Annotated in this window: 14 protein-coding genes; 8 read left to right on the top strand and 6 right to left on the bottom strand. The window is 69.2% G+C overall.

Going from position 1 to position 13,250, the window contains the following annotated elements; genetic code table 11:
• The first annotated feature begins 59 nt into the window (after window positions 1-59).
• Complete coding sequence (locus tag ACWGE0_RS10510) at window positions 60-1,082, top strand: amidohydrolase family protein (RefSeq protein WP_452260628.1); 1,023 nt, start codon at window positions 60-62, stop codon at window positions 1,080-1,082.
• Between the two features lie 803 nt (window positions 1,083-1,885).
• Here the strand turns inward: ACWGE0_RS10510 and ACWGE0_RS10505 are convergent.
• Entirely contained in the window at window positions 1,886-2,527 is a 642-nt protein-coding gene (locus ACWGE0_RS10505; protein WP_452260627.1) for a DedA family protein, read from the bottom strand.
• Between the two features lie 160 nt (window positions 2,528-2,687).
• Between ACWGE0_RS10505 and ACWGE0_RS10500 the strand changes: the two genes are divergently transcribed.
• The 5 genes from ACWGE0_RS10500 to ACWGE0_RS10480 all read left to right on the top strand — a co-directional run bounded on the left by ACWGE0_RS10500 (window position 2,688) and on the right by ACWGE0_RS10480 (window position 8,170).
• Complete coding sequence (locus ACWGE0_RS10500) at window positions 2,688-3,812, top strand: sensor histidine kinase (RefSeq protein ID WP_452260626.1); 1,125 nt, start codon at window positions 2,688-2,690, stop codon at window positions 3,810-3,812.
• Complete coding sequence (locus ACWGE0_RS10495; protein ID WP_319967935.1) at window positions 3,803-4,444, top strand: response regulator transcription factor; 642 nt, start codon at window positions 3,803-3,805, stop codon at window positions 4,442-4,444. The genes ACWGE0_RS10500 and ACWGE0_RS10495 overlap by 10 nt, the downstream gene beginning before the upstream one ends.
• Before the next feature lie 329 nt (window positions 4,445-4,773).
• Window positions 4,774-6,255: a beta-xylosidase gene (locus tag ACWGE0_RS10490; protein ID WP_452260625.1), complete on the top strand. Its 1,482-nt coding sequence runs from the start codon at window positions 4,774-4,776 to the stop codon at window positions 6,253-6,255.
• Between the two features lie 43 nt (window positions 6,256-6,298).
• The gene (locus tag ACWGE0_RS10485) at window positions 6,299-7,615 is read left to right on the top strand and encodes a hypothetical protein (RefSeq protein ID WP_452260624.1); all 1,317 of its coding nucleotides are present in this window, start codon (window positions 6,299-6,301) and stop codon (window positions 7,613-7,615) included.
• A 36-nt stretch (window positions 7,616-7,651) separates the two neighbouring features.
• The gene (locus ACWGE0_RS10480) at window positions 7,652-8,170 is read left to right on the top strand and encodes a pyridoxamine 5'-phosphate oxidase family protein (protein WP_452260623.1); all 519 of its coding nucleotides are present in this window, start codon (window positions 7,652-7,654) and stop codon (window positions 8,168-8,170) included.
• Here ACWGE0_RS10480 and ACWGE0_RS10475 read toward each other — a convergent pair.
• Window positions 8,148-8,945, bottom strand: a complete 798-nt coding sequence (locus tag ACWGE0_RS10475) for an ergot alkaloid biosynthesis protein (protein ID WP_452260622.1) — start codon at window positions 8,943-8,945, stop codon at window positions 8,148-8,150. The two genes, ACWGE0_RS10480 and ACWGE0_RS10475, sit on opposite strands and share 23 nt — an antisense overlap.
• Complete coding sequence (locus ACWGE0_RS10470) at window positions 8,942-9,325, bottom strand: nuclear transport factor 2 family protein (RefSeq protein ID WP_452260621.1); 384 nt, start codon at window positions 9,323-9,325, stop codon at window positions 8,942-8,944. The genes ACWGE0_RS10475 and ACWGE0_RS10470 overlap by 4 nt, the downstream gene beginning before the upstream one ends.
• Window positions 9,326-9,418: 93 nt before the next feature.
• On the opposite strand from ACWGE0_RS10470, the gene ACWGE0_RS10465 reads away from it, so the two are divergent.
• Complete coding sequence (locus tag ACWGE0_RS10465; protein ID WP_452260620.1) at window positions 9,419-10,006, top strand: TetR/AcrR family transcriptional regulator; 588 nt, start codon at window positions 9,419-9,421, stop codon at window positions 10,004-10,006.
• On the opposite strand, the gene ACWGE0_RS10460 is transcribed toward ACWGE0_RS10465, so the two are convergent.
• Window positions 9,997-11,046, bottom strand: a complete 1,050-nt coding sequence (locus ACWGE0_RS10460) for an alkene reductase (RefSeq protein ID WP_452260619.1) — start codon at window positions 11,044-11,046, stop codon at window positions 9,997-9,999. The two genes, ACWGE0_RS10465 and ACWGE0_RS10460, sit on opposite strands and share 10 nt — an antisense overlap.
• Window positions 11,047-11,105: 59 nt before the next feature.
• On the opposite strand from ACWGE0_RS10460, the gene ACWGE0_RS10455 reads away from it, so the two are divergent.
• Window positions 11,106-11,477: a MerR family transcriptional regulator gene (locus tag ACWGE0_RS10455; protein ID WP_452260618.1), complete on the top strand. Its 372-nt coding sequence runs from the start codon at window positions 11,106-11,108 to the stop codon at window positions 11,475-11,477.
• Here the strand turns inward: ACWGE0_RS10455 and ACWGE0_RS10450 are convergent.
• Together ACWGE0_RS10450 and ACWGE0_RS10445 are read right to left on the bottom strand one after the other, a co-directional pair.
• Window positions 11,474-12,154, bottom strand: coding sequence for a response regulator (locus ACWGE0_RS10450; protein WP_452260617.1), 681 nt, complete (start codon window positions 12,152-12,154; stop codon window positions 11,474-11,476). The genes ACWGE0_RS10455 and ACWGE0_RS10450 overlap by 4 nt on opposite strands.
• A complete protein-coding gene (locus tag ACWGE0_RS10445) occupies window positions 12,136-13,188 on the bottom strand; it encodes a histidine kinase (protein WP_452260616.1) in 1,053 nt (350 codons plus the stop codon). The genes ACWGE0_RS10450 and ACWGE0_RS10445 overlap by 19 nt, the downstream gene beginning before the upstream one ends.
• Window positions 13,189-13,250: the final 62 nt, after the last annotated feature.

Genomic DNA, 13,250 nt, shown 5'->3' with positions numbered 1-13,250 from the left:
TGATCCAGCCCCTCCCCGGTACCCCAGGCCACTCCCCCGGCCTGGGGTACCGTCGTTTCATGGGGGTCATCTCGGGCATCGCGCTGCCCACCCGCGCGCCGGTCTCGTTCGTCGTGGACGGGCAACGGTTGCGCACTACTTCTTCGTCCACTTCGGACTCTCTGTGGCTGCTGCCGGGCCTGGTCGACGTGCACTCGCACCCCGGCATGGAAGCGCCGGGCGATGCCTACTCGCACGACGTCTTCCGGCAGCACATGCTCGCCCACCGCTCCGCCGGCGTGCTGACCGTGCGCTCCCCTGGTTCGCCGGATCCCGTGCTGGACCGACCGGACGATCCCGATCTGCCCCGCCTGGTGCGCAGCGGCCGATGGCTGGCCACGCCGGGCCGCTTCTTCCCCGGCTACGGCAGGCGCGTGTCCGAGGAGGAACTCCCCGCGGCCGCCGTCTCGGAGGCCGCGGCGGGGTGGTGCAAGGTGATCGGCGACTGGATGCCGGACGATCCGCCAGTGCCGCTGGACGTCCTGACGGCGACAGTCGACGCCGTGCACGCCGTTGGTGCACGCGTCGCCGTGCACTGCCAGACCGCCGAGGGTTGTCGCAACGCCGTGCTGGCCGGCGCGGACAGCCTTGAACACGGGATGCATCTGGATCATTCGCTCCTTCCGCGGATGGCGGCCCAGGGGACCGCGTTCGTGCCCACGTTCTCCGCGTTCGCCAAGACGATCTCCAACCTGACGTCGTCGGGGGATGCGCGGTTGCGGGAGTGGATCGTGGCCGGGTGGGAACACGCGTTCCCCACCGTCCGTGCCGCCCACGAGGCCGGGGTGACGGTGTTGGCGGGGACGGACAACAAGCCCTGCGGTGACGTGGCCGGCGAGATCTCGTGGCTGATCAAGGCAGGGATGCCGGTCGAGGCGGCCGTGGGAGCCGGGTCGTGGACCGCGCGGGAGTGGCTCGGGCTGCCCGGGCTGGTGGACGGCGGGCTCGCTGACGTTGTCGCTTACGACGCCGACCCGACCGAGGATCCGTCCGTGCTCACACGGCCCTGCCGCATTGTGCTGCGCGGCAACGTCATTCACTGAGCGGGTCACCAGACCGCCGGACCTGATTGGACCGCCAAGGCTGGTGGCTGACGGGGCCGCCGACGTCGTTGCCCACCACACCGACCCGGTCAAGTTCCCATCATGCTGTCACCACTCTGCCGGATCGTGTTGCGCGGCAACGTGGTCCGCTGAGCGCGCCGCCAGACCACACGGACCTGGCCCGGGCTGTCGCAGCCGGTGACAGACGGGCTCGCCGACATCGTCGCCCAGCACACCAAACCCGCCCGGCTCCCATCGCGCTCACACCACCCAGCCAGATCGTGTCGCGCGGCAACGTGGTCCACTGAACGAGCCGCCAGACCACACGAACCTGGCCTGGGCCGTCGTAGCCGGTGACCGACAGGCACGCCGACATCGCCGCCCACCACACCAAACCCGCCCGGCTCCCATCGCGCTCACACCACCCAGCCAGATCGTGTCGCGCGGCAACGTGGTCCACTGAACGAGCCGCCAGACCACACGAACCTGGCCTGGGCCGTCGTAGCCGGTGACCGACAGGCACGCCGACATCGCCGCCCACCACACCAACCCCGCCCGGCTCCCATCGCGCTCACACCACCCAGCCGGGCGGTGTTGCGCGGCAGGGTCATTCGCTTAGCGCGCCGCCGGACCGCGCGGATGCGGTCCAGGCCGTCTGGGCCGGTGGGCGGCGGGTTCGCGGACGTTGTTGTCCACTGCACCGACCCGACCGAGTACCTGTCGTGCCGAGGCGAACTGGCCGCATTGTGTTGCGCGCAACGTCACTCACTGAGCGAACCGCTGGATTGTGTTGCGCGGCAAGGTCATCGCTTGAGGCGTGGCAGCACGGCGGTGGCCTCCGGGTCGCCCTTCGAGCGCTGGCGCAGGCGGGTCACCACGAACAGGACTAGTGCGACGGCCACGGCGGCGATCACCAGCTTCTGGAAGATGCCGGCGTAGGCCTCTACTTGGTGCCAGTTCTCGCCCAGTAAGTAGCCGGCGCCGACGAAGATGGTGTTCCAGATCAGGCTGCCCAGCGTTGTGAGTGCGAGGAACAGCGGGAAGTTCATGCGTTCCACGCCTGCCGGCAGCGAGATGAAGCTGCGGAACAGCGGCACCATTCGGCCGTAGAACACGGCTTTGGTGCCGTGGCGGGTGAACCAGGCTTCGGTTTTGTCGAAGTCGGTCACGCTGACCAGAGGAATGCGGGCTACCAGGCGCCGGGTGCGGTCGCGGCCCAGGAGCATGCCCGCCAGGTAGACGATGATGGCGCCCGCGACGGAGCCCAGGGTGGTCCAGAACAGGGCCGCTGGCAGGCTGAACACGCCCTTGCTCGCGGAGAAGCCGGCCAGGGGCAGCACCAGTTCGCTCGGGATCGGCGGGAACAGGTTGTCGAGGCCCACGACCACGGCTGCGCCTATGCCGCCCAACGATTCCATGACGCCCACGGCCCATTCAGCCAGCATTGATTTCCCCCTCGTAGAACGGTTTGGTCGGGGTCAACGTTAGGAATGGGAGGGCGGGGGCACCACGAGGTTGACCGCCGAGAATTTGGTGGGAAACCGCAGGGCGATATTGCGGGAAACCGCAATGCCAGGGCTGACGGCGGCCAGTACGGTGGCGAATGTGCATCAGGATGAGAAGCTCAGCGCCGGATCGCTGGTGCGCGGATGGTTCCGGACGTTCTACGGGGTGCTGGTGGGGGCGTGGACCACCCTGCCGGACCTGCTGGCGGCGGTGCTGGGTGTTGGCGTGGTCAAGATGACCGAGCTCGAACTGCGGCGGATCTCGCGGTACGGGGACGGGGCGCACGCCGATCCGCTCACGCCGCGCCGGTGCCAGCGTTATCTCGGGGTGCGGTGGCTCGTGGGTGGCATGGGCGCCGGGGTCGTCCTGATGTTGTTGCTCTACCTCACCACGGCGCTGTCGATGATCACGGCGTGGCTCTTCGACGGCACGTGGGGGCTCGTCAAGGACGGCGACGTGGTCGACACGAAGCTGATCGCGGTGGCGACGGTGCCGGGCGCGTTGCTCATCTTCGTCACGCTGGCGGGCATCACCGGGGTGGCGAAGCTGGATCAGTGGCTCGCCACCACGATGCTCGGCACCAGTCAGCAAACGCTGCTGCGCCAACGGGTCGCCGAGTTGACCAGCACGCGGGCCGAGGTGATCGAGGCGATCGACGACGAGCGCAGACGCATCGAACGCGACCTGCACGACGGTGTTCAGCAGCGGCTCGTCGCGCTCGGGATGTTGATCGGCAGAGCGAGACGAACCAAGGACGACGAGCAGCTCCAGCAGCTGCTGCGCCAGGCGCACGACACCGCGGGCGAGACCATCGACGAACTGCGCGAGGTCGCGACCAGGGTCTACCCCGCCGTGCTCGACGACTCCGGCCTGGACGGAGCGCTGGAGGTGCTGGCCGAACGGTCCAGTGTGCGCGTCGAGATCAGCAACGAACTGGAGAAGTCGCCCGGCACCGCGCTGGAGACGGTGATCTACTTCGTGGTGTCCGAGGCCGTCACCAACGCGGCCAAGCACGCCGCCCCGTCGGTCGTCGAGATCTCGGTGTGGCAGGGCAGGAAAGACATCACGATCATGGTGCGGGACGACGGCGTCGGCGGTGCGGACCCCGGCGGCACCGGGCTCTCCGGGCTCGCCAGGAGGGTCAAGGCCGTGGACGGCGACTTCGTGGTGACCAGCCCGGCCGGTGGCCCCACCACGATCAGTGCGAGGTTGCCGTGCGGGTGATCCTGGCCGAGGACTCGACGCTGCTGCGCGAGGGCCTGATCCGGTTGCTCGCCGAGGAAGGCCACGACGTGGTCGCCGCCGTCGGCACGGCACCCGAGTTGCTCAAGGCCACCGAGGAACACCGGCCGGACATCGTGGTCACCGACGTCCGGATGCCCCCGGACCACAAGGACGACGGCATGCGCGCCGCCCTCAAGATCCGCGAGACGTGGCCGGACATCGCCGTGCTCGTGCTCTCGCAGTACGTGGAGAACCGCTACGCCACCGAACTGATCACCGGCGGCACCAAGGTCGGCTACCTGCTCAAGGACCGCGTGGCGCAGGTGGACGAGTTCCTGGAAGCGCTGGACCGGGTCGCGGCTGGCGGCGCGGCATTCGACCCGGAGGTCGTGCGGCGGCTGCTGACCAGGACGACCCACGTCGACCCGCTCGAAACGCTGACCAGAAGGGAGAAGGACGTCCTCGAACTCATGGCGCAGGGCCTCACGAACGCACGCATCTCCGAGCAGCTGCACATCTCGCAGAGCTCCGCGGAGAAGCACATCAACGCGATCTTCGACAAGCTCGGCCTCGCCGGCTCGTCGGGTCTGAGCCGCCGCGTGATGGCCGTCGTCCGCTACCTGGGCAGCTGACACCGCGATGTCCCGCTAGACCGGCACAGCGCGCGAACACCGGCCGGCCGGCCAGGAGAGCACTAGTGCCGAGATCACCCAGAACGGCACGCTCTCCCAGCGGCAACAGAATCACTGGCACGAACGGCGCGATCGTCACCGACGTCGAACTCGTCATCAGCGGCGCCGGCGTGCTCACCGTCACAAGCGTGAAAGCCCCACCACCGGTCGCGCTGACCCGCGGAATCGCACTCCCCAGAGCAGCCGGAAAGACCTATTGACCAGGCATGAATGAGAACTCGGACAACGGACTTCACCCGTACGGATGAGTTGATCACTATGATGGTCGGGTGCCCCTGAGACGTCGACCTCTTGCGTTGCTCGCTGCGCTCGCACTCCTCAGTGCGGTCACGGCGTGCACCAGCCAGGCGGCCGGCGACCCGGTGGGCAAACCCGCCACCCAGCCGGTCACGTCGGAGTCCAAGGCACCGCCGCCGCGGGACAAGCTCAAGCTCACCGTCGAGAACGGCAGGCAGAGCCCCGGCACGGTCGTCGCGGGCATCGGGGACGCGGTCTACAACTACGCGCCCGCCGTGATGCTCGACGGCGGCAAGGTGCGTACGTGGTGGTGCAGCCAGATGGGCGTCGCGCAGCCGAACGGCGACGACATCCTCTACAGCGAGGGCCCGAGCCCGGACGGTCCGTTCACCACGGCTCACCCGGTGCTCTCCGGCAGCGGCGGCAACTTCGACGCGATGCACACGTGCGACCCGTCGCTGGTCAAGATCGGCGACACGTACTACCTGTACTACACCGGCGCGAGCAGGGACAACCACGCGAACGGCAGCTCCGTCGGCGTCGCCACCAGCAAGGACGGCGTGAGCTGGACGCGGGCCAACGGCGGCCAGGCGATCGTCGGCACGTCGAACGACATCATCCGCGAGAACACCTACGGCGCCGGTCAGCAGTCCGCCATCTACCTCGACGGCTGGGTCTACCTGCTCTTCACCGACACCACCGGGTTCGCCGGGGCCACGAACGGGGCCGGCCAGTACGTCCTGCGCTCGAAGGACCCGCTGTTCACCAAGGGTGTCGAAACGCTGGGCCCGCAGGGCTTCAAGCCGGTGCAGAAGACCAACGAGGCCCGTACGCGGTCCGTGGTCGAGGCGTTCAGCGCGGACTGGATGTGGATCGACGCCGCGTCGGCGTTCGCGATCGCCCACTCGACCGACGAGGGCACCACCATCACGTTCTGGAACAAGGAGTTCACCCGCCACCCGTTCGACCCGGTGGTGATCTCCGGTTCCTGGAAGGAAGGCCCCGGCCTGGTGCGGACGCCAGAGGGGCACGCGCCGATCCATCCCGGCGGACCGTGCGACAAGGTGGCGCTGGACGTGCTGCGCGCCACCACGAGCGGGGCGACCGGCGCTCCGACGAACATCAGCCACTTCGGCATCGACGCGCTCGGGCTCAACGGCTGCGCGACGCCGGAGGAGGCGGGTGTGCTCGACGGCTTCTCGGTGCCCTCCCCCGAACGCACCGCCGACGTCGTGATCGACCACAAGGTCGTCCGGTTCGAACGCGGCTCGGCGGCGGCGAAGTACGCCCGCGGTGTGCTGGGCTGGCGGCCGAAGATCGTCGACTCGTTCCAGGTCGCGGTCCGCGTCCCGGCGGCCGTTCCCGCGGTGCTCGGCCCGAACGGCCTGGTCGGGTTGCTCGTGAACAACAAGCTGATGGTGATCAACTCGCTCGAGGTGGCAGTGTCGAACTCCTCCGAGGTCACCGTGGTGACCCAGGAGCAGTGGGACCGCTACGAACGCCTCCTGACCTGACCCCGGTACCGTGCCCGGTGAACCGGGACATGGGGGAAACGCAGTGACGGCGACGCTGGAACGACCGAAGGCACTCGCGGAGAGCGTGCTCCCTCTGCCCGCCGAGCCTCCGCACGAACGAGCGTGGCTGGGCATGACGTTCGCGTTCCTCGGTTCGATGTTGTTCCTGCTGCTCATCCCCGCCGGCTGGGCCCGGCTCGACCACCTGTGGGCCGAGGACGGCGCCCGGTTCATGGTCGACGCGGTCCGGTTCCCCACGCTGCAGAACCTGATCGAGCCGTACGGCGGCTACCTGCACACGGTGCCGCGCCTGGTCGCCGAAGTGGTCGCGTTGCTGCCGATCGAGTGGACGGCCGCCGGGTTCGCGGTCACCGCCGCGATGCTGCGGGCGCTGGTCGCGCTGATCACGTTCGCGGGCTCCAAGGCCTACCTGAAGTCGACGCCGATGCGGTTCGCACTGGCGGCGCTGGTCATCGTGCTGCCCGCGGGCAACTCCGAGACGTTGAACAACATGTCGAACCTGCACTGGTTCCTGCTGTTCGGCGCTTTCTGGGCGTTGTTGTGGCGCGACGCCCCGCGCTGGCCGGTCGCGTTGTTCGTGTTCCTGGCCGCCGTGACGAGCCCGCTGGTCTTCGTCCTGGCGCCGATCGCCGTGGTGCGGCTTTTCCTGGCGCGCAAGGAAGTGCCGATCGCGTTCCTCGCCGGGCTGGTGGTGCAGGCGATCGCGATGATCTTCGCGACCAGGACGCCGTACTCGCACGACGAGGTCGACCCGGTGCAGGTGCTGCTGGCGAGCCTGCTGCGGGTGCCGGTGGTCGCGTTCACCGGATCCGAGCGGGTCGCCGACTTCTACCCCGCCCAGGGCAACGCGCTGATCCTGGTGACGATGCTGATCGCGGCCGTGCCGATCGTGGCGGGCCTGTGGTTCGGCGACCGGGCGGCACGGACGCTCGCGGTGGTCGCCGTGGCGTACAGCGTGATCGTCATCGTCGCGTGCCTGGTGCTGAACTGGACCCACGTCCTGCAGGTGCAGGCGCCCGAGGTCGTGATGGCCGCGCAGCGCTACAGCATCGCGCCGTGCCTGTTCCTGTTCACCGCGATCTTCGTGGGGCTCGACGCGACGCCCTCGGTGACCTGGGGACGCGCGGTGGTGGGCGGCAGCCGGTACCTGATCGGCATCATCGTGATCGTCAGCTTCTTCTGGTACCTGCAGGAAAAGGGGCCGGTGCTGAAGGGCGTGCCGTGGGACGAGAGCGTCGCCAAGGCCCGTGCGGAGTGCTCGGCGGGGGCGCCGGAAGCGCGGCTGGAGCACGAGCCGAAGGACTGGTTCTTCGTCGTTCCGTGCAGCGCCGTGAAGTAGCTGTCGAAAACGCGGGTCCCCGTTCGACGCAGGTGCATGACGAACACGACGACTGAGACCCGCAACCTCGACCAGTACGGCTGCCCCGCCATCGAGTGGGCCCGTGCGCAGGACGCTCTCGCCACCGAATCCGCGGCGAAGGACGTGCCGTTCTTCCTGAACACCGTGCGCCCGGACGGCAGGCCGCACTCGGTGGGCATAGGCGCGATCTGGTTCGAGGACACCCTGTGGTTCGTGAGCGGGCCGGGCACCCGCAAGTCGCGCAACCTCGCGGAGAACCCGGCCTGCACGGTGTCGGTGCGGCTGACCGGACTGGACCTCGTGCTGGAGGGCACTGCTCATCGGATCACCGATGAGTCCACTTTGGACCGTGTCGCCGCGCGGTACCGGGCGGGTGGCTGGGCGGCCGAACGGGAGGGTGCCGCCTTCACCGCGCCCTACACCGCACCGAGCGGCGGCCCGCCACCCTGGTACGTCTACCGGATCTCGCTGACCGCGGCCCACGCCGTGGCCACCGCGGAGCCGTCCGGCGCTACCCGGTGGACGTTCGGCTGAGGAAGTCCCGGAACGACCGGGCGGGCCGGCCCGTCACGTCGGAAACGGTTGTGCTGACCCGGTCTTCCGCGCCACCGCGGATGTCCTCGTCGAGACCGGCGAGGACCGCGGCGAACTCCGGAGGCAGCCACGCGGCGAGCCGTTCGGCCAGTTCCCCGGTGCTGACCGAGCGGTGCCGAACAGCGCGGCCGGTGACCTCGGTGATGATCGCGGCGGCGTCGGCGTAGCTGAGCGCCTCCGGACCGGTGATCAGGTGATCCGTGTTGTGCGGCAACGGGTCCAGCAACGCGCGGGCGGCGACGGCGGCGATGTCCGCGGCGTCGACGAACCCGACCCTGCCGTCACCGGTCGCCGTGACGATCTCACCGGCACGAACGCCCGCCGCCACCGCGTGGTCGCCGGTGAAGTTCTGCATGAACCACGACGGCCGCAGCACCGTCCACTCCGGCATGGTCCGCACCAGTGCGGGGAGAGCGCCCATCCCCGTGGCGCTCTCCCGCACCGCGGACGAGCTCAGCAGTACCACCCGCCGCACGAGCCGCGCTCGAGCGAGAAACGACTCGACCACCGGAACCGGATCGACGATCCCGACCGGAGGGATCAGGTACACCCCGTCTATCCCGCGAAGTGAATCTTCAAACGTCGCCGGGTCGTCCCAGTCGAACCGGACGTGGTCGTCCCGCACCGGCTTCCGCGTGCCGATGCGGGCGTTCGGCAACAGTGCGGCGAGCCGGCTGCCGGTCATGCCGGTACCGCCGATGACCAGCACGTTCATCCCGCGAGCTCCTGCACGTAGAGCGGGTTCCAGTAGTCGCGGTACGAGACGATCTCGCCGTCCCTGACGGTGATCACCGCGATGTAGGAGAACCGGTACGGCTTGCCGGTCGCCACCACGACACCCTCGGCGTCGAACTCGGCCACGGCGACATCCGGATCAACGCTCTGGTGCACGACCTGCTTCGGGAAACCCCGGATGTCCAGCATCTTCGGGTAGTCGCGCAGGTAGTCCTCGATCGCCGCCCGCCCCTCCAGACGCGACGGGTAGCCGGGCGGGGCGAACGGGAACTCCATCACGCCGTCCTCGGCCCACAGGCCGGCGAACCCGATCATGTCCTTGTCCAGCAGGAGCTGCAGTGCCTTCGGGATGAGGTCCACGGGTGTTCCTCCGAACGAAATGGACGAGACGGTCCCGTCCCGTCCAAACTTAGGCGGGACGGGACCGTCTCGTCCAGTCCTATGATGTGCGTCATGAGCAAGCGCACCCCGACCGGAGCCGCCGTGCTGCAGCCTCAGGTCACCTCCGCGATCACCGAGGCCGTGCTCGACGAGCTCGCCCTGCACGGTTACGCCCGGCTGTCGATGGAGGCGGTCGCCAAACGCGCGGAGGTCGGCAAGAGCGCGCTGTACCGGCGCTGGCCGTCCAAACAGGACATGGTGGTCGCGGCGCTGTCGGAGTTCTCCGTGCCACTGGCCGAAGTCGCGGACACCGGGTCGTTGCGCGGCGATCTGCTGGCGAGCGTCACCGCGGTGCACGACTGGCTCACCCACCCGCGGTTCGCCACGATCCTGCCGGATCTCACCGCCGAGGCGGTCCGCAATCCCGCGCTGGCCCAGGCGATCAGCGCGACCATCGGCGAACCGCGCCGCGAGCTCGGTGCGATCGCGTTGCGGCGTGCGGTCGAACGTCGTGAGCTACCACCGTATTTCGACGTCGAGATCGCCCTCGACCTGATCGCCGCACCCGTCTACTGGCGGCTGTCGGTGCGCCGCGCCGAGGTCGAGCCCGACTACCTCGAACGGCTCGTCGACCACCTGATGCGCGCGCTTCAGTGCTGATAGCTGGGATGGTCGACGTACCCGGCCTCGGTCTGGAACCACGTCTCGCGGTCGGTGCTGACCAGCGGCAGACCGAGCCGGAACCGTTCGACGAGGTCGGGGTTGCCGAGGTAGGCGCGGCCGTAGCTGATCAGGTCGGCGCCGTTGGCGAGCCAGCGTTCACCCTGCTCGAGGGTGCTCTCGTGCGGGCCGATCTGGCCGCCGGGGTTGAGGATGAACGCCGTCGGCCACGCCTTGCGCAGCCCCATCAGCACCTCGTCGTCGGCGGTCGCGAGCACGTGGATGTAAGCGATGTCCGGCAATGCCTGCAGCAGCGCCGAGTACAGCGCGGGCATGTCGTCCTCGACGATGTCCTGGACCTGCCCGCCGGGTGAGAGCCGGATGCCGACGCGGTCCGCACCGATGGCGTCCACCGCCGCCTCGACGGCTTCGACGGCGAACCGGATGCGGCCGCTGATCGAGCCGCCGTAGCCGTCCGTGCGCTGGTTCGCGTTGGAGGACAGGAACTGCTGGATCAGGTAGCCGTTCGCGCCGTGCAGCTCGACCCCGTCGAACCCGGCGTCGACCGCCTTGCGCGCCGCGTCACCGAACGCCCGAACCTGGTCCTGCACACCGGAAACCGTCAACGCGAGCGGCACCGGAGCGGGCTGCACGCCCTCGGACGTGAACACCTCGGTGCGGGCGGCGATCGCCGACGGAGCGAGCGGGTGGTGCCCGGCGACCTCGGGGTGACCGATGCGGCCACCGTGCATGAGCTGGGCGAAGATCCGGCCGCCGTTGGCGTGCACGGCGTCCGTGACGACGCGCCAGGCCGCGACCTGCTCGTCGGTGTGGATGCCGGGCATGAACGGGCCTGCCTGGCCGGGCGCGTTCGGGTGCACGCCCTCGGTGACGATGAGCCCGGCGGTGGCACGTTGGGCGTAGTAGGTGGCGGTTGTCGCGGTCGGTTTGCCGTCCACGGCTCGTGCGCGGGTCATCGGCGCCATGACGAGGCGGTTCGGCAGGGTCAGGTTTCCGAGTCGGTAGCTGGTGAGAAGCATGAGAGCTACGCTAGAAACCTGACATTGACGTCAGAGGTAGCTTTTGTGGCGGAGGTCTCATGCGGATCGGCGAGCTGGCGACGAAGACCGGCGTGAGCGTGCGCGCGTTGCGCTACTACGAGGAGCAGGGCCTTCTCGCGTCCGAACGCAGCGAGAGCGGGCAACGGCAGTACGGCGAGAACGCGGTCGACCGCGTGCAGCTGATCCAGCAGCTCTACGCCGCCGGGATCTCCAGCGCGGCGATCCTGGAGATGCTGCCGTGCGTCGTCACCGGCGTGGCGTCACCGCACGTTCTGGCCAAGCTGCGCGGGCACCGTTCGTCGGTGGTGAAGCAGATCGAGGAGCTGCAGGAGACGCTCCGGAAGCTCGACTCGGTGATCGCCGGCGCCCACGCGTCCCACGCGTCCGGAATTCCTTGTCCACCGGCCTAGTCCGTTGTGGACACCAGTCCCGCGCGGTAGGCCAGCACCACCGCCTGCACCCGGTCGCGCAGGTCCAGCTTCGTCAGAATCCTTGAGACGTAAGTCTTCACGGTCTCCGTGGTGATGAACAACGCCTCGGCGATCTCGGCGTTGGAGAGGCCCGCGGCGATCTGGTGGAGGACCTCCAGTTCGCGCGGAGCCAGCGTCCGGAAGATCTCGTCCCGTTTCGGTGCCTCGGGCCGCACCCGGCCGGCGAACGCGCCGATCAGCGTGCGGGTCACCGCCGGGGCGAGCAATGCCTCCCCGCGCGCGATCGTGCGCACGCCGTTGACGAGCTCTGCCGGTGGCGAGTCCTTGAGCAGGAACCCGCTGGCGCCCGCCTTCAACGCCTCGTAGACGTACTCGTCGACGTTGAACGTGGTGACCACGAGGATCTTCGCCCGGTGCTCGACGCCTGGCCCGGCGAGCTGCCGGGTGGCCTCGATGCCGTCCAGCACCGGCATGCGGATGTCCATCACGATCACGTCGGGCCGCAGTTCCCCGGCCCGCTCAACGGCTTCACGGCCGTTGTCCGCCTCACCGACGACCTCCATGTCGGGCTGCGCGGAGAAGATCGTCACGTACCCGGTGCGAACCAGCGCCTGGTCCTCGCAGATCAGCACCCGGATCACGGAATCAGCGCCCACACCCGGAATCCTCCCTCATGGGCCCCGGCTTCGAACTCGCCGCCGACCATCCGCACGCGTTCCCCCAGGCCGGCCAGCCCTCGCCCGCCGGACGGCGTGCCGGATTCCTCGACACCGAAGGTGATCACCTCGATCTCGACCTGGTCCGCGTGCCGCACCGAGACCTTCGTCGGCCGACCGGCGGCGTGCTTGAGCGCGTTGGTCAGCGCCTCCTGGACCACCCGGTAGGCGGCCAGTTCCGCGTCGATCTCGCGTGGCCGAGGCGAGCCCTCCTCGGTGAGCTCGACCGGTTGACCGGAAAGCTTCGCCTGTTCCACCAGGTCACTGACCCGGCCCATCGCCGGCGTGCGGTCGGCGGACTCACCGGTCGCTTCCAGCACGCCGAGCAGGTGTCGCAGCTCGGTCAACGCCCGCCGCCCGGTGCCGCTGATGGCGGCCAGCCCGGCGTTGTCCTTCTCCGGCACGAACTGCGCCGCGTCCGCCTGCACCACCATCGCGGTCACGTGGTGGGTGACGACGTCGTGCAGCTCGCGGGCGATGCGCGCTCGTTCCGCGACCTTGACCTGGTCCTGTTTCGCGAGCTCGTCCTGCCGCCAGCGCCGCACCCGGTCGCCCACGAGCCACAGCACGCCCAGCGCCAGGCCGAACAGCACGAAGTCCTGGAGCAGGTTCGGCGAACCCAGCCAGTGCAACACGAACGCCAGCACCACATAGCCGGCCGCCGCTCCCCACGGCCTCCTGCCGTGGGCGCCCGCCGAGTACAGCGCCAGGTAGAGCGCGAGGCTCGCGAACGTCGGCGGGTAGGCGAACGCCTGGTACACACCGAACGAAACCCCTACGACCGCAAGGCACAACGCCGGCCGGCTGGTCCGCACGGCCAACGGCACGCAGTGCAGCACCACCAGCACGATCGCGAGCACGTCGTTCGGTCGTGGGGGCAGATCCCCGATCCCCGCGGCCACCGCCGACATCCCCGGCACGAACGACAGCAGCAGGAACCCCGCCGCGAGCGCTACGTCCTTCCTGGACACCACCGCGCGAGCTTATGCCCGGTGGCCGCGTCATCAACGCGGCCACCGGGCACGTGGGAATGCGC

Source organism: Lentzea sp. NPDC054927, assembly GCF_053610285.1.
The sequence above is the reverse complement of the archived record's forward strand: the minus strand, read 5'-3'. Positions and strand labels throughout refer to the sequence as shown.